Annotated in this window: 23 protein-coding genes, 1 tRNA gene and 2 pseudogenes; 17 read left to right on the top strand and 9 right to left on the bottom strand. The window is 42.1% G+C overall.

What is annotated here, in order from left to right:
• Positions 1 to 158: 158 nt before the first annotated feature.
• Positions 159 to 791 carry an exopolysaccharide biosynthesis protein gene (locus H6G83_RS14565; protein ID WP_190473373.1) on the top strand — a complete coding sequence of 211 codons (633 nt, stop codon included), beginning with the start codon at positions 159 to 161 and terminating at the stop codon, positions 789 to 791.
• 325 nt (positions 792 to 1,116) lie between these two features.
• Positions 1,117 to 2,223, top strand: coding sequence for a metallophosphoesterase family protein (locus tag H6G83_RS14560; RefSeq protein WP_190473370.1), 1,107 nt, complete (start codon positions 1,117 to 1,119; stop codon positions 2,221 to 2,223).
• 239 nt (positions 2,224 to 2,462) lie between these two features.
• On the opposite strand, the gene H6G83_RS14555 is transcribed toward H6G83_RS14560, so the two are convergent.
• Complete coding sequence (locus H6G83_RS14555) at positions 2,463 to 3,707, bottom strand: FIST signal transduction protein (RefSeq protein ID WP_190473367.1); 1,245 nt, start codon at positions 3,705 to 3,707, stop codon at positions 2,463 to 2,465.
• 154 nt (positions 3,708 to 3,861) lie between these two features.
• On the bottom strand, positions 3,862 to 4,047 hold the full coding sequence (locus tag H6G83_RS14550) for a hypothetical protein (RefSeq protein WP_190473362.1): 186 nt from the start codon (positions 4,045 to 4,047) through the stop codon (positions 3,862 to 3,864).
• A 34-nt stretch (positions 4,048 to 4,081) separates the two neighbouring features.
• On the opposite strand from H6G83_RS14550, the gene H6G83_RS14545 reads away from it, so the two are divergent.
• The 8 genes from H6G83_RS14545 to H6G83_RS14515 all read left to right on the top strand — a co-directional run bounded on the left by H6G83_RS14545 (position 4,082) and on the right by H6G83_RS14515 (position 9,714).
• Entirely contained in the window at positions 4,082 to 4,318 is a 237-nt protein-coding gene (locus H6G83_RS14545; protein WP_190473359.1) for a Calvin cycle protein CP12, read from the top strand.
• A 384-nt stretch (positions 4,319 to 4,702) separates the two neighbouring features.
• The gene (locus tag H6G83_RS14540; RefSeq protein ID WP_190473356.1) at positions 4,703 to 5,299 is read left to right on the top strand and encodes a DUF3177 family protein; all 597 of its coding nucleotides are present in this window, start codon (positions 4,703 to 4,705) and stop codon (positions 5,297 to 5,299) included.
• A 40-nt stretch (positions 5,300 to 5,339) separates the two neighbouring features.
• On the top strand, positions 5,340 to 5,636 hold the full coding sequence (locus H6G83_RS14535; RefSeq protein ID WP_190473353.1) for a DUF7734 family protein: 297 nt from the start codon (positions 5,340 to 5,342) through the stop codon (positions 5,634 to 5,636).
• 130 nt (positions 5,637 to 5,766) lie between these two features.
• Positions 5,767 to 6,879, top strand: a complete 1,113-nt coding sequence (gene cbiD, locus H6G83_RS14530) for a cobalt-precorrin-5B (C(1))-methyltransferase CbiD (RefSeq protein WP_190473350.1) — start codon at positions 5,767 to 5,769, stop codon at positions 6,877 to 6,879.
• Between the two features lie 218 nt (positions 6,880 to 7,097).
• The gene (gene guaA, locus H6G83_RS14525; protein WP_190473347.1) at positions 7,098 to 8,720 is read left to right on the top strand and encodes a glutamine-hydrolyzing GMP synthase; all 1,623 of its coding nucleotides are present in this window, start codon (positions 7,098 to 7,100) and stop codon (positions 8,718 to 8,720) included.
• Positions 8,721 to 9,018: 298 nt separating this feature from the next.
• On the top strand, positions 9,019 to 9,225 hold the full coding sequence (locus H6G83_RS14520) for a hypothetical protein (RefSeq protein WP_190473343.1): 207 nt from the start codon (positions 9,019 to 9,021) through the stop codon (positions 9,223 to 9,225).
• A 122-nt stretch (positions 9,226 to 9,347) separates the two neighbouring features.
• Positions 9,348 to 9,479 carry a hypothetical protein gene (locus H6G83_RS35930; protein ID WP_277876342.1) on the top strand — a complete coding sequence of 44 codons (132 nt, stop codon included), beginning with the start codon at positions 9,348 to 9,350 and terminating at the stop codon, positions 9,477 to 9,479.
• Positions 9,469 to 9,714 carry a DUF4926 domain-containing protein gene (locus H6G83_RS14515; protein ID WP_190473341.1) on the top strand — a complete coding sequence of 82 codons (246 nt, stop codon included), beginning with the start codon at positions 9,469 to 9,471 and terminating at the stop codon, positions 9,712 to 9,714. The genes H6G83_RS35930 and H6G83_RS14515 overlap by 11 nt, the downstream gene beginning before the upstream one ends.
• Positions 9,715 to 9,808: 94 nt before the next feature.
• Here the strand turns inward: H6G83_RS14515 and H6G83_RS14510 are convergent, their stop codons facing one another.
• The 3 genes and pseudogenes from H6G83_RS14510 to H6G83_RS36240 form a co-directional block, all read right to left on the bottom strand.
• Complete coding sequence (locus tag H6G83_RS14510; protein WP_190473339.1) at positions 9,809 to 12,529, bottom strand: hybrid sensor histidine kinase/response regulator; 2,721 nt, start codon at positions 12,527 to 12,529, stop codon at positions 9,809 to 9,811.
• A 2-nt stretch (positions 12,530 to 12,531) separates the two neighbouring features.
• A pseudogene (locus tag H6G83_RS14505) lies at positions 12,532 to 12,797 on the bottom strand (response regulator); the annotation flags it as partial.
• Positions 12,758 to 12,955, bottom strand: a complete 198-nt coding sequence (locus tag H6G83_RS36240) for a hypothetical protein (protein ID WP_190473332.1) — start codon at positions 12,953 to 12,955, stop codon at positions 12,758 to 12,760. The gene H6G83_RS36240 and the pseudogene H6G83_RS14505, both read right to left, overlap by 40 nt.
• A 757-nt stretch (positions 12,956 to 13,712) precedes the next feature.
• Between H6G83_RS36240 and xseB the strand changes: the two genes are divergently transcribed.
• Positions 13,713 to 13,946 (top strand): exodeoxyribonuclease VII small subunit, encoded by a 234-nt coding sequence (xseB, locus tag H6G83_RS14495; protein ID WP_190473329.1) that lies wholly within the window; start codon positions 13,713 to 13,715, stop codon positions 13,944 to 13,946.
• A 92-nt stretch (positions 13,947 to 14,038) separates the two neighbouring features.
• On the opposite strand, the gene H6G83_RS36410 is transcribed toward xseB, so the two are convergent.
• Positions 14,039 to 14,227 carry a hypothetical protein gene (locus H6G83_RS36410; protein ID WP_390821954.1) on the bottom strand — a complete coding sequence of 63 codons (189 nt, stop codon included), beginning with the start codon at positions 14,225 to 14,227 and terminating at the stop codon, positions 14,039 to 14,041.
• A 376-nt stretch (positions 14,228 to 14,603) separates the two neighbouring features.
• Between H6G83_RS36410 and H6G83_RS14485 the strand changes: the two genes are divergently transcribed.
• From H6G83_RS14485 to H6G83_RS14460, 6 genes are all read left to right on the top strand, one after another.
• A complete protein-coding gene (locus H6G83_RS14485) occupies positions 14,604 to 15,353 on the top strand; it encodes a sucrose-phosphate phosphatase (RefSeq protein ID WP_190473326.1) in 750 nt (249 codons plus the stop codon).
• Positions 15,350 to 15,991 carry a Holliday junction branch migration protein RuvA gene (gene ruvA / locus H6G83_RS14480; protein WP_190473323.1) on the top strand — a complete coding sequence of 214 codons (642 nt, stop codon included), beginning with the start codon at positions 15,350 to 15,352 and terminating at the stop codon, positions 15,989 to 15,991. Before H6G83_RS14485 ends, ruvA begins: the two co-directional genes overlap by 4 nt.
• A 235-nt stretch (positions 15,992 to 16,226) precedes the next feature.
• Positions 16,227 to 16,448, top strand: a complete 222-nt coding sequence (locus H6G83_RS14475; protein WP_190473320.1) for a hypothetical protein — start codon at positions 16,227 to 16,229, stop codon at positions 16,446 to 16,448.
• Complete coding sequence (locus H6G83_RS14470) at positions 16,426 to 16,683, top strand: type II toxin-antitoxin system RelE family toxin (protein WP_190473318.1); 258 nt, start codon at positions 16,426 to 16,428, stop codon at positions 16,681 to 16,683. The genes H6G83_RS14475 and H6G83_RS14470 overlap by 23 nt, the downstream gene beginning before the upstream one ends.
• Positions 16,684 to 16,764: 81 nt before the next feature.
• Positions 16,765 to 17,925, top strand: coding sequence for an 8-amino-7-oxononanoate synthase (gene bioF / locus H6G83_RS14465; RefSeq protein ID WP_190473314.1), 1,161 nt, complete (start codon positions 16,765 to 16,767; stop codon positions 17,923 to 17,925).
• Between the two features lie 989 nt (positions 17,926 to 18,914).
• Positions 18,915 to 19,241: a hypothetical protein gene (locus H6G83_RS14460; RefSeq protein ID WP_190473312.1), complete on the top strand. Its 327-nt coding sequence runs from the start codon at positions 18,915 to 18,917 to the stop codon at positions 19,239 to 19,241.
• Positions 19,242 to 19,312: 71 nt separating this feature from the next.
• Here H6G83_RS14460 and H6G83_RS14455 read toward each other — a convergent pair whose 3' ends face one another.
• From H6G83_RS14455 to H6G83_RS14450, 3 genes and pseudogenes are all read right to left on the bottom strand, one after another.
• Positions 19,313 to 19,507 (bottom strand): DUF6887 family protein, encoded by a 195-nt coding sequence (locus tag H6G83_RS14455; RefSeq protein WP_190473309.1) that lies wholly within the window; start codon positions 19,505 to 19,507, stop codon positions 19,313 to 19,315.
• Positions 19,504 to 19,667 (bottom strand): annotated as a pseudogene (locus tag H6G83_RS36405) (DUF6888 family protein). Before H6G83_RS36405 ends, H6G83_RS14455 begins: the two are co-directional and overlap by 4 nt.
• Positions 19,668 to 19,806: 139 nt before the next feature.
• Positions 19,807 to 19,878 (bottom strand) — tRNA-Cys (locus H6G83_RS14450).
• Positions 19,879 to 20,541: the final 663 nt, after the last annotated feature.

Below are 20,541 nucleotides of genomic sequence, written 5' to 3'. Positions count from 1 at the left end.
AAGTGATGAGTCGGGATCTAAATGGTGCGCGGGGGATTTTCCTTCGTGCATTGGTTGATACGCCCTCACTCCGTGAGTGTATTTGTTAATGAATGTTAGCGAAAAAGTATCGGTGCATTTGTATTTCATGTTTATTGAGTTATATCTGGTGGGATACTGTGGCAGTTCACATCAACTCACGGCAAACACGTTTGAGTTTCTCTCAAGAAATTAAGTCATTGCTGCAACGGTTAGCCGAACAGCACCTGACACTGGGCGATATTTTGGCGGAAACTTCGGAACGGGGTTTTAGCTTAGTTATTGCATTACTCGTTTTACCTTTTTTGTTTCCTATGCCACCGGGAGCAACTGGGCCTTTTGGTGCGGCTTGTTTGATATTATCGGTACAAATGCTTTTGGGTAAGCGATCGCCTTGGCTACCTAAAAAAATCGCTCACTATAAGTTTCCCCGTCCTTTTGCTCAGTTTCTCCTGCAAAATTTGCGGCGTGTTACCAAAGTTGTAGAGAAAATCGCTCGTCCCCGGTTAGGAAAAATTGCTCATCATCCTCTAACTTGGCGAGTTAATGGGTTTTGTATCTCTTGGTTGACAATCTTACTCATTTCACCCATTCCCTTCACTAACCCGATTCCTACTGTAGGTATTTTATTACTGGCGATCGCCACAATTGAATCTGATGGTTTGCTAATTTGTATCAGCTACATCCTCACTATTTTCATCACAGCCCTGTTTGGATTTATCGGTTACGGTTTATGGTTAGCTCCTAGCATCCTGCCATCTATATTTAAGTAGATAATTGTTTCATCTTTGATAGGTATTTATGTTAATTAAAATCTTTGTAACTAATATTATGTACTTTTAAAATTGATTATATCGTATAGGTTGATAATTGATAATTGGTAATAGCATAAAACAATTACCAATGAATCTCAAGCAATTACCTACCAAATCAAACAAATCGTAAACATTAGCTAGCATTGATATCAACAATAGATAAAACAGTAAATATGTACAAATATTAAGGCAAGGCATACGTAAGCAAGTGAGCAGAGCAAAGGTTATACTGTGTAAAAAAGACTTGCTTAAAATTGCCGTTTTTAACTAATTTTGGAAATCAATGGTGCTAAATTTCCGCTTTGCTGTAGTCAGCGACTTACACATCGCGCTTCCTCACACAATCTGGGATCATCCTAGCCGATTTCATTTGGTAGAAGTGGGTATCCCAGCATTTGAAAGCGCCATAGAACATTTAATACAACTTGATTTAGACTTTCTTTTACTCCCTGGAGATTTAACCCAACACGGCGAACCAGAAAACCATATTTGGTTACAAAAACGCTTATCTCAATTACCTTTTCCAACTTATGTTGTACCTGGTAATCATGACGTTCCCGTGGTGGCGGCTAACGAACAATCAATTGCTTTTGCTGATTTTCCCCAGTATTACCGCAAGTTTGGTTATCAAGATACAGAGCAACATTACTACAGTCAGCAATTATTACCCGGAGTGCGGTTAATTGGGTTAAATTCCAACTTTTTTAATGAACAAGGCCAGCAAGTGGGGCGTTTAGATAGCCAACAACTGCAATGGTTAGAAGAGGTGCTAGCCGCAGCAGTTGATGAGTTGGTGTTAGTGATGGTGCATCATAATGTTGTGGAACATTTGCCCCATCAATCTCGCCATCCGATGGCATCTCGCTATATGTTGGAAAATGCCCCAGAATTAGTGCAAATATTGCAACGCTACGGGGTGAAACTAGTATTTACTGGTCACTTACACGTCCAAGATGTGGCTTGTGCTAATGGCTTGTATGATATTACGACAGGTTCCTTAGTCAGCTATCCTCACCCTTATCGAGTTTTAGAGTATCATTGCGATCGCCAAGGCAGAGAATGGTTACAAATATTATCCCATCGGGTAGAATCAGTCCCAGATTTTCCCGACTTACAACAATTATCACGGGAATGGATGGGCGATCGCTCCTTTCCCTTCCTAGTAAAACTACTTACCCTCTCACCCCTCAACTTACCCTTAGCCCAAGCCCAAGAACTAGCTCCCAGTTTGCGTGACTTTTGGGCAACCATCGCCGATGGTGATGCCATATTAGATTACCCCCAGTTTCCCCAACAAGTGCGCCGCTACATTCAAGCCTACAGCGCCGCTAGCTTGATTGATAACAATAGTACCCTGTTGTTGGAAAAAATGATGAGTGGGGGGAGATGAGGGAGTCTGACAGGTGTAGGTTTTTTATTGGTGTTCCAAAAACTTTGGTTTTAGGGTGTAGGGGTGTAGGGGTGGATGAAACAATGATTTTCTCGTTAGTTTTATAGTCCTTACTCACTGCTATATTAAAAACCTACACTTGTGAGGGGGGAGTAGGGGGAGTGGGGGAAGAATATTTACTTAACTTGGTCTAGCTTGTATACCTCATCTCCCTCATCTCCCTCATCTCCCTCATCTCCTCATCTCCTCATCTCCCTCATCTCCTCATCTCCCACAAACAACTCTCGGCAAATTCCAAAGACGGAGGTGTAACCATGTAGAAAAGTTCTCCCGCCGACTGGGCCAATTTCGCCGCCGCAGAAAAAGCCGCCTACGGGGATATCTTGGATGTAGCGTTTAAATAGGTCAGAATCAAAGTTGGGTTTGCCGTAGAGTCCTTCGCCGCGTCCTACACAGGAAAACATCAAAGCGCCGACAGCAGAGTTATCAAATTGAGGCAGTGTTTGATAGCGTTCTAGGAGAAATTGTAATTCTTCGGCGGAGGCTTGGGCATCTCGGAGGTGGAATTGTAGACGCTGGCCTGGACGGACGAGATCACCAATGGCGATCGCACCACCAGCTGGATCTACCCCTAAAATACTACGAATGAGGAAGTCTCCTTGATGCAAAGACAGCTTAAACTCATCCATCGCTACACCCACAAACAGAGAATGCTGTGCTAAAGCCCTTTCTTGTTCACTCAAACTAGCAATCAAATCTCGCAAAACTACCAACGGGACTTTCTCATCAAGTTCCAAAATAATATTGCGTTCAGATTTCGTCACCTGCATCGGTTCACCAATTGGCCTGCATCCTTGCGCCACAATGGGTTCTAAAACAATATTGCCACTCAAAGCCAAGCCCACAGTACCCTCACGATGCAGGCTACCATTACAAAACAAAGCCAAACGTCCACCCATTCCCCCGGCGCTAGCTTGTCCACCTAAAATTACTGAACCAGGATAAGCAAAATCCAGCCCTTGTAATAAATCATTAATCCCTGACGAGAAAGCACTCGACAGCAAGATAAACTGAGGCGTTGGTGATTGTGGTACACCAATTAAATTAATCCAATTGTCTGGAGGACTGTCTAAATCAGGTAAATCCTCACCCATCACATGAAAAACCTGTAAATTTACCCCCGGTAAATGTGCCAAAGTTAAACTAATAGCGGCTTGCGCTTCTAATTCTTGGGTTTGTCCATTAGCAGCCGTCCCAATTACGCCACCACCACTACAGCCAATTAACACAGGTACAGAAAGTTTTTCTGCCAAAAGAGGTAAAACTCGCGAATACTCACTAGCAAACGCAGACGAAATAAACACTATCCCCAAATCCGCAGGCGCTGTTAATGATGATACAGTCCGTTGTACTACATCTGTAATAGCTGCTTCTAAAGAAGGACGGGTTGATAGGGCATTTGCCCACTGCATTCGATCTGCCATGAGTTTTATCGCTGCTGAGTGCTGAGACGTGAGTTGTGTTAGCTGTAGCCGGGCGTTGAGCCAATGCTGGGTTATAAGTAACAAGTGATATTTATTTTGCCACTGTGTGGGAAGCTAGTACCACATTTGCTTATCTTCTTAATGTTCCCCACTCTTACCTGTTAATTATTTCTTTACCACAAATAGCCCTGTCTTTTAACTCCTGTCCACTCTCCACTCCCCACTCTCCTTTGGTCATAATTTTGATAGTTACGTCAAACCACTTAACTAGCTGATGCAGCTCATTATGTAGAATGGTGATTGATACAACGAAAGATAGCAATTTTTGCAACTTTTCCATACTGTTATTATCAACACACAAAGAGACTCAAACAATGACTGATACTCAAGCACAAGGTCTGGAAAACCAAATCGAACAAGAAGTAGAACAAGCCCGTGCAGTCTGTGATGCTACAGGTAGCAACTCAGCTGAATGTGCTGCGGCTTGGGATGCAGTTGAAGAACTGCAAGCTGAAGCCTCTCACCAGCGCCAAGAAAAGAAGAAAAATTCCCTAGAAACTTACTGCGATGATAATCCAGAAGCTGCTGAATGCCGCGTTTATGATGAGTAAAAATTAAGTTTTTTAACTTTTTTCTCACGACAAGCAACCAGAATTGATGGACTTAGTGTTTTTCACCCCTGTTTAAGCGGCTTCCGCCGCACATCGCCCTGAGAATTACACAAGTTTCGGCTTGTTTAGCTTCTATCTACATTTTTAGGTGAGGCAGTTCTTAGATAATTTGCTACAGTAGGTGCAAAATATTGATGAGCAAATTCTGCGAGTTGCTTGTTTTTTTACAAACCAATCAGACCAATTCACAATACCCTACAGGAAATTGACAAACCCAGATGCACCAAGACTGTTTATGGTTATATTTATCGCCCAATCTAGGAAAATTGGTATAAGATGACAAATCTAATCTCTAGCTCCTATTCTTATAATTGACAATTAATTATGCAAAATGACGTTTGGTTTCGTCAGCTAGTTTGGATTGATTTCCGCCTAGCACTATTATTTCTAATGATTATTCCCTTAATTCTCTTGATTTGGGCTTATGTACAACAAGTAGAAGGAATACAAAAGCTATTAACGATTTACTGGCGAGTATCTAGCCTACTAGCCATTACCGTCTACTTAATGATTGCCCAATACCCAGTTAGTTTTATCTCTGGATTAATTGGACAAATCCTCATTCCCATTTCTCTGTGGTTCTGGGTGGATCTCAACGATGAGATTGAGTATCAACCAAGTGGAGCGTTAAAACTGTTTTTTACTTCTTGGCGTTGGGCTGTTACTGTCTATTCTATCTTAGGCGCGATCGCCTTGATCCCGTTTGTGGGTTGTGCTTTTTCCAGCAACGTAGGACAAAATCCAGGGTGTCGTGTCTGGTTTGAAGCTCCCCTAGTATATAAAGATTATTTCCACCACAATAGTAGACCCGCGTTTCTCGGCTTTTTAGGTATAGTTGGTTTAATTGTATATGTGCTGTACCTAACTTACTTTGTCTTAGTTAAGTTAGGTAAGCAAGGACGCACTGCTACACCACAGTAATCTATAATTACGCTTCAATTTTCACTTTTCGGCTGGCAAAATGAATCCTATTGGTAAGCGGTTAGAACAATACACCACCAAACGTCCGCAAGAAGTTTTATTAGTAACGGTGGAAATCGCTGATGAACAAGATAAAGTAGCCATTTTCAAAGGTTTTTCTAGTTCATTGATGCGCTCAACTGCATTTGATCCTGATGTCCCAGTCATTCCCGACGAGGCAAAAGTTGTGAGTATTGATCGCATCGCCAGCCCTTATAATCCTGAATCACCCCGTTATATTCAACGAGAAATATCCTGGGAAGCAATGGAAACTATTCTCGCGGAAGTAGGAGTTTAAATGGAGTAGGGGGAGATGAGGGAGTGGGGGGAGATGAGGAGCAGGGGAGCAGAGGAGCAGGGGAGCGGAGGAGAAAAACTAATGACTGTTGACTATGAACTGTTGACTGTTGACTAATGACTAATGACTAATGACTAATTCCGGCTATACTTTACCTGTTTTTGCTTGTGCGGCGGCTATTGCGGCTTTGCATTGGTTACGTCAGCGTCAACCTATAAAAGTTGTGTCGCTGGATTTAATTGAGCCTGCAAAATTGGCGGAAATACCTGTTGAACAGGTGGCTGGTTTGTCGGCAAATATGGCTTTGGCTATTACTCGCTCTGATCCGGGTGATAATCTTGATTTGACTAGGGATACACCAATCTGGGCTTTGGTAGAATGGGGTGGTGTTGAGGGTGAGCAGGTAACTATCAAGGGTGGCGAAGGTATTGGCAAGCAAATCAATGCTGATGATCAAGCTGCTATTTATAGTTATGCACAAAGGTTATTAAAAGAGAATTTAACAAGATTACTAGCGGCAGAAGAAAGAATCATTGTTACTATTATCTTACCAGAAGGGCGATCGCTCGCGGTACGTACTTCTAATTCTGCTTTTGGCGTTGTGGAAGGATTATCTTTATTGGGTACAACGGGTATCTCCCAACCTTTGAGTTCGCCAGCACAGCTAGATGCTTTTCGCAGCGAATTGCAACAAAAAGCTAGTTTGTTTGCTAGTCTAGTATTTTGCATTGGCGAGAATGGTTTAGATTTGGCCAGAAAAATGGGGATTAATCCTGAACGATTAGTCAAAACGGCTAATTGGTTAGGGCCGATGTTAGTAGAAGCTGATGCGTTAGGTGTGCAAGAAATTTTGTTGTTTGGCTATCATGGAAAGTTAATGAAACTAGCTGGGGGAATTTTTCACACCCACCATCACTTAGCTGATGGACGGCGAGAAGTTTTAGCAGCACATTGTGCTTTATTAGGGTTGAGTCAACAAGATATAGAAGTTGTATTTCACTCTCCGACGGCTGAAGCTGTATTAAAACACCTGAAATCCTTAGATGATTCTACAGGTAGTGCTTGGGTGAATCGAGTTTATAGCGCGATCGCCGAAACTATCGATGCTCGTTGTCAAGAATATATCACTAGCCATAGCAGCAGAGGTCAGAACACAATCTGCGGTTCGGTTTTGTTTGATCGCGATCGCCAAATTATCATCAAAAGCAAAACTGCTTGTAACATAATGGGAAATTTATGTTAATTTATTATGAATAATCATAAATAATCTCAATAAATAAGTTCTTCAATAGCGACTGTAGTGTAATTTATAGCTTTTAATAGCGTGCCATCATGACAGTACAAACGCATCTTACCTAGCGTTTGTCAGAGATTAGTTTACCATTTATCAGTCCTAAACAAGCTGAAAATGGTGGTTAAGACCACGACCATCTACTACCAGACTCACACTTTCTCCATATTATGAATACAGTGGTGACTCTACCAACCGAACAAGCCCCTCAACCAGTAGAAGAGTTTGGGCGGCTTGAGCGTCAAATCATTATCATATTAGACTTCGGCTCTCAGTATTCGGAACTGATTGCGCGGCGCATCCGTGAGACGCAAGTCTATTCTGAGGTCTTGTCCTATCGCACCACGGCGGAACATTTGCGCCAACTCAATCCCAAGGGCATTATTCTTTCTGGTGGCCCTAGTTCAGTGTATAGCGATCGCGCTCCCCATTGCGACCCCGAAATCTGGAATTTAGGTATCCCCGTTTTAGGTGTTTGCTACGGAATGCAGTTGATGGTAAATCAACTCGGCGGGGAAGTAGCCAAAGCTGACCGGGGTGAATATGGCAAAGCAGCGTTATTTATAGATGATCCCACAGACCTGCTCACCAACGTCGAAGATGGGACAACGATGTGGATGAGTCACGGCGACTCGGTAACAAAAATGCCCCCAGGCTTTGAAGTGCTGGCGCATACAGAGAATACACCTTGTGCAGCCGTTGCTGACCACATCAAAAAGCTTTATGGTGTGCAGTTTCACCCAGAAGTAGTTCATTCTGTCGGTGGTTTAGCCTTAATTCGCAACTTTGTTTATCACATCTGCGAATGTGAACCCACCTGGACAACAGCCGCCTTCGTAGAAGAAGCAATTCGGGAGATTCGCGCCAAAGTCGGCGATAAACGGGTGCTTTTGGCACTTTCTGGCGGTGTAGATTCTTCTACCCTCGCCTTCTTGTTACACAAAGCCATTGGGGATCAATTGACTTGCGTATTTATTGACCAAGGCTTTATGCGGAAGTATGAGCCGGAAAGGTTGGTGAAACTATTTCAAGAACAGTTTCATATCCCTGTGGAATATGTTAACGCCCGCGATCGCTTCTTGAACATCATGGTCGGCGTGACAGACCCAGAAGAAAAGCGCCGCCGCATCGGACACGAATTTATTCGCGTATTTGAAGAAACATCCAAACAACTCGGACCCTTTGACTATCTGGCTCAAGGTACACTTTACCCAGATGTCATCGAGTCAGCCGATACCAATGTTGACCCCCAAACCGGCGAACGAGTAGCAGTCAAAATCAAAAGCCATCACAACGTCGGCGGACTACCCAAAGACTTGAGATTTAAACTAGTCGAACCTCTGCGGAAATTATTTAAAGATGAAGTCCGTAAGGTAGGACGTTCTATTGGTTTACCAGAAGAAATTGTCCAACGCCAACCATTCCCCGGCCCTGGTTTAGCAATTCGCATTTTAGGAGAAGTCACCGCCGAAAGGTTGAACATTCTCCGCGATGCTGATTTAATTGTGCGCCAAGAAATTAACCAACGTGGTTTATATAACGAATATTGGCAAGCATTCGCGGTATTATTGCCAATTCGTAGTGTAGGCGTGATGGGTGATCAACGCACCTATGCTTATCCCATTGTCCTGCGTATCGTCAAGAGCGAAGATGGTATGACAGCAGACTGGGCGCGTGTACCTTATGATGTGTTGGAGGCAATTTCTAACAGAATTGTCAACGAAGTTAAAGGTGTGAACCGCGTAGTGTTCGATATTACTTCCAAGCCCCCCGGAACCATCGAGTGGGAGTGATACAGCAGTTTCGCTATTTGTGAAATACTGTAGAGACGTTACATGTAACGTCTCTACATGGTTTTGGGTTTTACGCTTGTACCTCATTTACCCAAAATATGCGGCGTTGCTGAATCAAGATATGAATTTGTCTCACGCAAAGGCGCAAAGGCGCTAAGTTACAAAGAAAAAGGACGGTCATTTTGCGATTTCATATTCTAATTCAGCAACGCCAAATATGCTGTATTAGTTTTAATTTATTAGGTAGGGTGGGCAATGCCCACCTTATTTATTGTGAACTTTTGTATTGTTATCAGAGATGAAAATTCCCCCTGATGCGATTATTGCCGACGAAAAAATCACCCGCTATTTATTAGTACCAAGAGAACAAGATGATAAATCAAAATTTCTAGCCCAAGCTGGATTTACACAAGAAAACCCACAAATCTTAAAATCAGCAATTCGTCAACTGGCAGATTCTACAGTAGCTATAAAAGATAGAGATAATGAGGCGTTGCTGAATTAGAATATGAAATCGCAAAATGACCGTCCTTTTTCTTTGTAACTTAGCGCCTTTGCGCCTTTGCGTGAGACAAATTCATATCTTGATTCAGCAACGCCGATAATGAATATGGGGTGTTCTATCGGGTGACTGGCGAATTAATCGGGTTAAATCAGCGAAACCTAGCCGTGATTACAGTTTGGCTGCAAAGGGCTGTAGACGGCAAGTTTCAATTTATCACTCTCAAACCTAACAAGGAGTCCTCAGATGAACTTTGAACTATACCAACGTGTCGCTTTAAATCGTGACTTAAACGAATATCAATTAAAAAGAGGTGATGTGGCAACTTTAATTGATTTTGTCCCTCATCCTAGCAATGGTGCAGATGGATGTGTTCTAGAAGTATTTAGTGCAACTGGTGAATCAATAGCTGTTGTCATAGTTCCCATAACTGATATTAAGCCACTGAAAAATCATGAAATTTTGACTGTTCGTCCTTTGGTAGAAATTTAGCTTTAGAAAATGTAACGTCATAATCTCATGTAATAGAAAATACAATTTTAACTGTGGATAACACATAAAATTGACAGAATCCTTAAAAGGTCTATTAATTATAAAACGGGAATTTAATTGTGAAAGTAGCGCCTAGCCCTTCACCTGGGCTGGTGACATGAATTGTTCCACCATGTAATTGTATGAGATGACGCGCGATCGCTAACCCTAATCCCAAACCGCCTTGTTTACCCTGGGATTCTGCTTGGTGGTAACGTTCAAAAACGTAGGGTAAAAACTCGGCGCTAATACCAATACCAGTGTCAGCAACTGTAATTTGCGCTTCAGTACTTGTATGTGTTAGCTGGACGGTAACTTGTCCCTGGGAAGGGGTAAACTTAATCGCGTTTGATAGTAGGTTGCCTAATACTTGTAATAAGCGGTTGACATCGCCGCGAATCAGGGGAATTGACTGATCTATGACAGACTCTAATTGAATGTTTTTAGCTTGGGCTGAGGGGTAAGCAGTCTCAATTGCTACACCAATAATGGCAGCTAAATCCACTTGACAAAATTCTAACTGTAGCTTGCCCCTAAGAATCCGGGACATATCTAGTAAGTCTTCCAGCAGTTTTGCCTGGGATTGGGCATTGCGTTCGATGGTTTCTAATGCACGAGTGAAAGTAGCTTCATCAAACTGACGACTGCGTAGCAATTGCGACCAACCAAGAATTGAATTGAGTGGCGATCGCAAATCATGAGATACCATCGCCACAAACTCATCTTTGGTACGGTTGGCGGCTTCGGCTTCTGCACGGGCGACTTGTTCTAGTTGCAAGAGGTGATCGCGTTCTGCTTCTAATTGTTTGCGATCGTGAATATCTGTACTTGTCCCGAACCAACGCAAAATCTGTCCTTGATCATCTGTGATGGGTACGCCTCTGGCTAAATGCCAGCGATAACTGCCATCATGTTTGCGACAGCGCAGTTCTAGTTCGTAAGTTTGCCCTGTCTTCATCGCCTGCATCCAAGCTTGTTGAATGGCTGGGATATCATCAGGATACATCACCTGTTGCCAGCCAGAGCCAAGAGCTTGCTCTAGAGTTAGTCCAGTGTAGCTGCACCAGCGTTGGTTGACGTATTCGCATTCACCTTGATTATTTTTAATCCAAACCAGTTGCGGTATGACGTTAGATAATTGGCGGTAGCGTTCTTCGCTTTGACGTAATGCGGCTTCGGCGCGTTTGCTTTGAGTTAATTCAAGGACGAAGCAGGCAGCATAACCTTTCTCTTCCCTACCTTCAATCAAAGCCAGCCCTAATAAAATGGGTATACGAGAGCCATCTTTGTGAAGATATTCTTTCTCGAAAGGGGTACAAGCCCCGTAAATTTGCAGTTCTTGAATTTTTCTCTGGTCGAGGTCTTGGTATTCTGCTGGTGTCATCTGATCCCAGCGTAAACTACCAGCTGCTAATTCGGCACGAGAATAACCAAGCATTCCCAAAAAAGCATCATTGGCTTCGTATATCTGCCCGCTAGCGTCACCAAAATAAATCCCCACTATGTTAGATTCGACTATGCGGCGGAATTTGGCTTCGCTTTGGCGTAAAGCTGCTTCGGCGAGTTGGCGATCGCGCAGTACTAGTTGCTGTTCGGTAATATCTGTTGTACTGCCAACTACCCGCACCGGCTGTCCATTTTCATTTCTGGTAATTACTCCTTGATCTAATACATATAAGTATTGATTGTTTTTGTGACGGACTCGATACTCAAAAGCATAATGATTTTGACTGACAGCTAGATGTTGGAATTGCTGAAATAAAGATTCCTTATCTTCAGGATGGATTTGCTGATGCCACCATTCTAAAGTGGATGGGACTTCCTCTAGAGAATAGCCTAAAATCCGCGTCAATCCTTCCGTTCTAGATACTGTATCTGTTACCAAATCCCATTCATAAATCAGCGCATTAACTGCGGCGGCGGCTAGTCGGAAACGCTCATTACTAGAACGTAGTTCTTCCTCCATTTGCTTGCGGGCGGTGATATCCAAGGCTGTACCAACTATTTGCCTTGGTGAACCATCTCTATTCCTGACAAACACAGAATTACGGCTACAAAACCAACACCATTGACCGTTAGCGTGTCGCATCCTATACTCATGTTCTAGGATGTCTTCATCCATAGCTGAGTCGAATTGCTGCAAGAGTTGGGGCAGTTTAATTAAATCATCGGGGTGCATTAACTTGATGAGAAATTTTTTCCCCAAAGCTTGGATTTTTTCTGGTGTATAACCCAATAGCGTACTAACCTGACCGTTGAGATAAACATTACACTGCTCTACCAAATCGTAAACGTATAAAATCCCCGGCGTTGTTTCGGCGATGCGCTCAATAAATTTTTGGCTTTCCCGTAATTTTTCTTCACTGCGATAGAGTTCTTGGCGTAACTGTGCCTGTAAGATTGCGGAAGACATAGTGGAGCGCAAACGCTCTGCTGTTGTCTGCCCCTTGACTAGATAGTCGTACACACCGCTTTTCATGGCTTGGACGGCGATCGCTTCATTACCGTAACCAGTTAACATGACTATAGCTGGCATACTTCCCTTGACCAGCTTTTGTAACTCCGCCAAAAATTCCAGTCCATCTTGGTCTGGGAGTAAAAAATCTAATAAAATTGCGTCAGGTTGAAACCGCCGACATAATTTTATTGCCGCTTCTCCTGATGCTTCTTCCAGAATGGTATAGTAATGTTCTTGGTCTTGCTGGAGATAGCGGCGATATGCTACACGGTCTTCAGCACAATCATCGATAATTAAAATAGTTAGCGGCTGTGCCATGACTAATTGCGAACAGTATCAGGAAGGATCACAATATCTAACCAGTAAATTAAAAAGCTGGGAATGGTTTTGCTTAATCGATTAATATCAATTGGCTGGGTGATGTAACTAGCAACACAATATTGGTAACATATCTCAATATCTTTGGGATTACAAGAAGTTGTGAAATAATCGCCGGACGAGGTGCAGCTTGGCGATCGCTACAAACTCTGGTATTGTAGAGAAAATCTAAAGTATTATCGCCATCAGTGCAGTGAAACACAGGATTTTAAATGTATTATTACTAACTTGAATAATGGTTAAATCTACTTTCCGTAACGCTAAAAGGACTCCATCAGGTTGAATTAATCTAAGAATATGGATTGCTTCTTTGTTACAGCTACTGATATCTACTTGAAAGGGAATAGTGATATCGTTGGTGTTCACTTTTCAGTCCTCATGATTACAGCTAGAGTGAGATATGATGTAAAATGTTGTTATAATTATGCAATAATGCTGATGTATTGGTTGTCAAAAACAACTTACCTTCTTCAGCATAACAGTAAGTGCAGATATGATTGCTCAGTGTACTTGTCTGTATACATGAAGAGGGTGAAATTCGGCTTAAAATGCTAAATCTCTAAGTAAAACTTCATTTCGGCAACTATAAATAAAAATATAGTTTTATTAAGTGAGATAAAGTTCTAGAACTTATATTTTTGATGCAGTTCCAGATACCTGTGTAATCTCATATCCTTTGAAGTACTTACAATATCAGGATGCAACTGGCACTTGGGGTAGGGTGTGTCAGATGTGGAAAATCCTTGAATCTGTACGAAATTATTGGGGCTGACGCACCCTACTGGCTTGGCAAGGTTAAAATGTAGCAATAGATTTTAGATACAATTAACCACCGATAAACGCCGACAAATGCAGATGAGCAAGACTTTATCGTTGCAGTATCAGGTTAAAATTAACGTGAGTTCGACAAGCGTTGTTTTGACCTCACCCCCAACCCCTCTCCTCGTAGGAGAGGGGAGTAAGATGGTGATTTTTTCGTTTCTCCTCCCTCTCCTAAAAGGCGAGGTAGGTTGGGAGGGAGAGATTCATCGAACTCACGTTCAAATTAGGACAGACAAAAATTTAACCCCCGCAGTTTACTGAAGAAAGCACAAATACTTAGAAAGAGGAAATAGAGAGATTAATGGTTAAACGAAAAAATGCTTCTAATCCTGATAGTGAGACAAATTGGAATTATGAGACAAAAGTTGCAGAAATAGAAGCAATAATTGCCCGAATTGAATCAGGTGAATTGGAATTAGAAGCAGTTTTTGACCAGTTTGCTAACGCTGTCGAATATTTGCGTCAGTGCGAAACTTTTTTACAGCAGCGACAGCAACAGGTGGACTTATTAATTGAAACTTTGATTGATGAGTAAGGGAAAGGGGAAGGGGGAAAGGGGAAGGGGGAAAGGGGAAGGGCAAAGGAACAACTGATAACTGATAACTGATAACTGATAACTGATAACTGTCAACTGTCAACTGACCAGTGGCGAATGGTTGATGTCAGTAGTGGCGGACGTAGGCAAAGATAAGCTAGAGAACCGAGTAAAGGAATAAGCACCACTGTTAAGAATATCTGTGGGTTAGTCCAACGGCGACGCACCATATCGTCAGCAATAATGGTCGGGAATAAAAGATAAAATAAATTAATAGCCAAATACCCACTAGAGAAAATAATGAAAGAATAATGGGATTAATCGCCCCCCACTGAAGAGTCAATATATTTTTCAACAGCGTTAGCGTTTCATGTAAGTGCAAGGGCGGTGCTAAAAACAATATATAGGCGATAAATCCACCCCAGAGTAACCATAATCCAAATTTAAGATTCATAATCTTTATCTGGTGAAATCACTTGCATTGTAGATTATGAGTTTGCTGCTGTTGTCGCTCAATGGGTATAGGTTACAGTTGACAGTTGACAGTTGACCTCTCTCCTACCTATTGAGAAAATTCTTGCACTAGTGAGAATACACGGTAGCCAAAATCTGGTAGATTAACTCGGAACTCAGGATGATTAACTTGACAACACGATTATGAAACCGTTTCTTTTTGTCACTGACCTAGACCATACTTTTGTGGGTAATGATGCAGCTTTAGTAGAACTGAGTGAAATACTGACTCAGCATCGCCAAGAATATGGTACCAGGATAGTTTATGCTACTGGGCGATCGCCACTCCTCTACAAAGAACTGCAAGAGGAAAAAAATCTCATCGAACCGGATGGGTTAGTTCTTTCTGTGGGTACGGAAATTTATTTAGATGGTAGTGGTAATCCTGACTCTGGATGGTCAGAAATTCTTGCTGATGGTTGGAATCGGGAAATAGTGTTATCTGTAACTCAGCAATTTACTGAGTTAATACTACAACCAGAATCAGAACAACGTCCTTTTAAAGCAAGTTTTTTCCTGCATCAAGAAGCTGCATCCCACGTTCTACCCAAACTTGAAGCAGAATTAGAAAAATGTGAACTAAATATAAAGTTAATTTATAGTAGCGGTATAGACCTTGACATTGTACCATTAAACAGCGATAAAGGTCAGGCAATGCAGTTCCTCCGTCAAAAGTGGGAATTTGCAGCAGAAAGAACAGTTGTCTGTGGTGATTCAGGTAATGATATTGCTTTGTTCGCTGTGGGCAACGAAAGGGGAATCATCGTCGGGAATGCCCGACCAGAGTTGCTTCAGTGGCACAGTGAGTATCCCGCAGACCATCGCTACCTGGCAAAAGATTTTTGTGCAGGTGGAATTATTGAAGGCTTAAAATACTTTGGTTTTCTAGAATGATTAGCTATCTTAAAGGTATAGTCGCTGGTATTCAAAACGTAGGCACAAATCGCGTCCTCCTCACTCTAGAAGTGAACGGGATGGGCTACGATTTGCAAATTCCCCAACGCCTAGCCAAGCAATTGCCTACAACCGGAGATTTAGTACAAATCTTCACTCATTACCAAGTCCGGGAAGAAATACCCCTACTGTATGGCTTTTCTTCCCCAGCCGAACGTGATTTATTCCGCCATCTATTATCCGTGAGTGGTGTGGGTGCAGCAAGTGCGATCGCCCTGTTGGACACCCTGGAACTACCAGATTTAGTCCAAGCCATCATCGCCGCCAACACCCAAATCCTCATTCAAGCCCCAGGCGTAGGCAAAAAAATCGCGGAACGCATTTGTTTAGAACTCAAAGCCAAACTCATAGAGTGGCGCAAATCAGCAGGCTTCTTCGTCGCCACCGAAGGCCCAGCCCCCGGTATCCTCGAAGAAGTACAAATGACCCTATTTGCCTTGGGATACACCGCCCATGAAGTCACCCACGCCCTACACTTCGTCAGCCAAGAAATCGGACTACCCAAAGATGCCTATGTAGAAGACTGGATCAAACAAGCGATCGCACATCTTAGCAGTAGTGAGCAAGTTAGTCCATAGGCAAGCTTTCCTACTGTTGTCACATCTAAACCTGGTTGCGACATATCCTTAATGTATTAATTGCAACCACTATAGTTTGGCGATCGCTAATTTTGCCATTGTTTACCAATTCTACTACTGTAGCAGGTAGTTGTAGCAAATTATCATTAATAATGTAAAATTTTTAAGTATAGCTGAGTAAAGCTGTTGAACCACGCGATAAAATAAGAATATGTATTGAGGTATCGACTCAGATATGGGTACTTTGTCAGAGATCGAAGCTGCTATCAAACGACTACCTGAAAATGATATTCGTCAACTAGCTACTTGGCTAGAAGAGTATTTGGAACAAATGTGGGATAAGCAAATAGAAAATGATTTGACATCGGGAAAATTAGCTCGACTAATTGCGAAAGCTGAAGCCGATATTGCGGCAAACCGAGTGCAAGATATAGATGAAATCCTTAACAACTCCTGATTTTTGGGAAGCTTATGCTCAACTACCAAAGGATATAAAAGAACAAGCAAAGAAAGCATATCAACTTTGGCAGGAAAATCAATCCCATCCATCTTTACATTTTAAAAAAGTTGGCAAAAATCTTTGGTCTGCGCGTGTAACTGGTGGATATCGTGCTTTAGCTTTAAAAAAGGGAGATGATTTTTACTGGCTTTGGATCGGGAATCACGATGAGTATGATGAGTTGTTAAATTAACATCAAAATAATTTTCTCCTGTATATCCTGAATAAGTGGTTTTAGTAGTAAAAGAAAACTCTAAAAAATAATTATATCAGTATGCCAGATCCTTATGCTTGGTTACAAAACTCACTTCTAACCATTCATCGGGCGGACTGGTATCGTTCAGTGCAAACAATACATGGTCGTCCAGGGGCAACCGTATTTCTAGCGGGGCAGGAGGTAATTAATTTTGCTAGTAACGATTACTTGGGATTGGCTGGGGATGAAAGGTTGATTGCGGCGGCTGTGGCGGCTACTCAAGAGTTCGGCACTGGAAGCACTGGTTCAAGACTACTGAGTGGACATCGAGAATTACATCACCAATTAGAAAAGGCGATCGCATCTCTCAAACAAACAGAAGATGCGGTAGTATTTAGCTCAGGGTATCTCGCCAATATGGGAGCGATCGCAGCTTTAGTTGGTAAGCGCGATTTAATATTCTCTGACCAGTATAATCACTCCAGTTTAAAAAATGGGGCAATACTCAGTGGGGCAACAATTATCGAGTATTCCCACTGCGACGTAACAGAACTGAAAACCCAATTGCTTCAGCAACGGCAAAACTATCGACGCTGTTTAATTTTGACAGATAGCGTCTTCAGTATGGACGGGGATTTATGCCCTTTACCAGAGTTACTGGATTTAGCTGAAGAATTTAGCTGTATGCTGCTAGTTGATGAAGCCCATGCTACGGGAGTCATGGGTAAAACTGGTGCTGGGTGTGTCGAACATTTTAGCTGTACAGGTAGGCAATTAATTCAAATAGGCACTTTAAGTAAAGCCTTGGGAAGTTTAGGCGGATATGTAGCCGGAAGCCATACCCTAATTGACTATTTGCGAAATCGCGCCCCCAGTTGGATCTACACCACAGGCTTATCACCCGCAGACACAGCCGCAGCCTTAGCAGCTATTAATATAGTTATACAAGAACCACAACACCGGATGCAGTTGTGGCACAACGTTAATTACTTGAAAGAATTATTGCAGAGATTACCCAGCCGGAAATTACTACCCTCAGCATCACCCATACTATGTTTTCAGTTGTCTAGTGCAAGTGAAGCGTTAGAAGTAGGTAAACAACTCAAGCAAGCCGGAATTTTTGCCCCAGCCATTCGTCCCCCCACAGTCCCCACCAGTCGGATCAGAATATCCTTAATGGCAACCCATCAAACTGCACATATAGAAAAATTAGTGTCAGTATTGGCAGGAATTAAGTAATATAGCAGGGGACAGGTGATAGGGGACTCTTGACAGGTGCAAAACCTGCTTACTATAAAGATTTTGTGATTCATCAATGTCCTAGCCTCTGTATCTACTGCTATAATTCACTCAAATCAGTCATAAATCAAACTAACTTTAACGTGAGTTCGACCAGTGCGGTTTTGACCTCTCCCCCAACCCCTCTCCTACGAGGAGAGGGGAGTAAGACTGTGATTTTTTCGTTTCTCCTCCCTCTCCTGACGGAGACGCTACGCGAACGCCTTTTAGGAGAGGGAGGTTGGGAGGGAGAGGTTCATCGAACTCAGGTTAACTTTAGTGGTGTGACTGGGCTAAAATATGGCAATAGGTCTGGAAAAAATTGAACGCAGATAAACGCAGCGAAAAGTTCTGTAGGAGGGTTTCCCTCCGTAGGAAACTTTTCAAGACAGATAAACGCAGATGAGTAGAGGCGCACAGATGTGCGCCCCTACTAATGGATGTGTTGCAATGATTTTTTGAATTGGTATAAGATTTTTCGCTAATGCACTTTAGCCTGGTTACTCCAGTAGTAGCGTGGCAAGCCTAAACTTGTGCATTAGCGAAAAATCTATCATCTTGTTCATCTGCGTTCATCTGCGTTCATCTGCGTTCAAATTTATCCAAACCTATTGCCACATTTTAGCCTTGCCAGTCCAGTAGTGGCGTGGCAAGCTTAAAATAGTGCAATAAAATTTTCTTTTATCTCTGTGCCTCTGTGCCTCTGTGGTTAATTAATGCACTACTTTAGTCTTGCCACGCCAGTAGGGTGCGTCAGCCTCAATAATTTCATACACATTAGCGGATTTTTCACATCTGACGCACCCTACTATTGTGGCTTTTAAAGTTTGAAAACACGCCCTAGCCTCTGTCAACTTTACACATTTCTTAAAATTAAATGTGAGTATTTCGGTTGTTGTGAACATCAATGTTACTGCATGGTGGAATGAAATATCTACCGAATACTGACAATGGGAATTATAATTTTATTATTATGGTTATCTTTGATGTTGTTTGCCTTATATCTAGCTTTTATGATAATGCAGGCAAGTAAAAAAACACAAAGCCGCAACCAAGCCAATAGAAGAAAATCAGTATATAAATCCCCACCCAAATCGCCATCTCAATATAATGTTCCTAGAACAAGGCATTGGCGAGAATTATTAACTCTAGTTCATGGCGATGTAGCTACTGCTCAAAGATTGGTAGAATCTGAACAACGACGTAATCCTAGCCGCAGCATTGACTGGTGCGTAGAAAAAGCGCTATGGCAACTTCAACGCGATCGCCGTTACTAAATCATTTTGAATTTTGATATGACTAAGAATATCACTAAATGAGTGCGATCGCCATGTTTACAAAAATCTACTTAATCCCTATCAGTAATTGAAGCAACTCGTCTTTGCATCTGTGCATCCGCTTCTTCATCTGTCGTGCAAATTACCCCAGGACGAGAGCGAATAATACTGAGATAGTGCTGAAAAGCGTCTTCATCTTCAGGGTTACGTCTAACATAGTCACGCAGTTCCTGTTCTGTCATCGCTTGATAGTTAGGGCTACTCATTCGATTATTACCTTCCCGTTTTCAAGTATCTCTATCTGTATCGTCTCTCCCACCAACATAACTATTCTATTGGTGCGGCTATCAAACCTAACTAAGTTGATTGGTTGCATTAAGTTAATCTGCGATATAACGCTCTTAATTGCTCTGCCGTTGGCTCCAATTTAACACCTCTTGAGATTGCTGGCGATCGCATTCTTCTCAGGTATCATCTATCATTCATTACCTAGAATCATACCCTTTGACTATCAGATATTCAGTTTTGGTATTTTTTAGGGCTTCTAAAAACCTAGAAGCCTTAAAGGCGGCATCCAGATTTGAACTGGAGAATGGAGGTTTTGCAGACCTCTGCCTTACCACTTGGCTATGCCGCCATGCTCTACAGCTTATCATTATAACCTAGTTTTATGCGATTTGCCATCCTCAACCTGCAAAAATTTTGCTATCTCTATATGAGTGTACAGGGGGAGAGGCTAGGGTGATGTACCTCATCTAGATGAGAAGTGCTGTTAGTTATAGTAGGGGACAGGTGACAGGGAACAGGTGATAGCGTCAAAAGCTGCTTGCTATGAGGATTTTATAATTCATCCATGTCCTAATCTATGTGGCTACTGCTATATCAACTCATCTAATTGAAGATTAACATTTGGGTGTCTATTTATAAGTGCCATAAAATACAAAATACAGGACTTACGCAACTGGCGCTTGGGGTAGGGTGCGTCAGATGTGGAAAATCCTTGAATTTGTACGAAATTATTGTGGCTGACGCACCCTACAGTTACTATTCATAAGTGCCATAAAATACAGAAAATTCGTAATTTCCTTCTCAAGATGGATGTAAATATGAAATAAAGTGCAAAAGTATAAAAACAAACAAAAATTATTCTATATCTATTTACTTAGTTATAGTAGCAAGCCTGTAATTATATACCTAGCATCAGGTAGCCTATTGCCTCACTGATGAGTTAAAAAATAAATTTAATACACAATTCATGGTGTTAAGGAGAATCAGATATTAATACGCACAAATTTCTTAA

This window comes from Anabaena azotica FACHB-119 (genome assembly GCF_014697625.1).
Lineage (GTDB): Bacteria > Cyanobacteriota > Cyanobacteriia > Cyanobacteriales > Nostocaceae > Trichormus > Trichormus azoticus_A.
The sequence above is the reverse complement of the archived record's forward strand: the minus strand, read 5'-3'. Positions and strand labels throughout refer to the sequence as shown.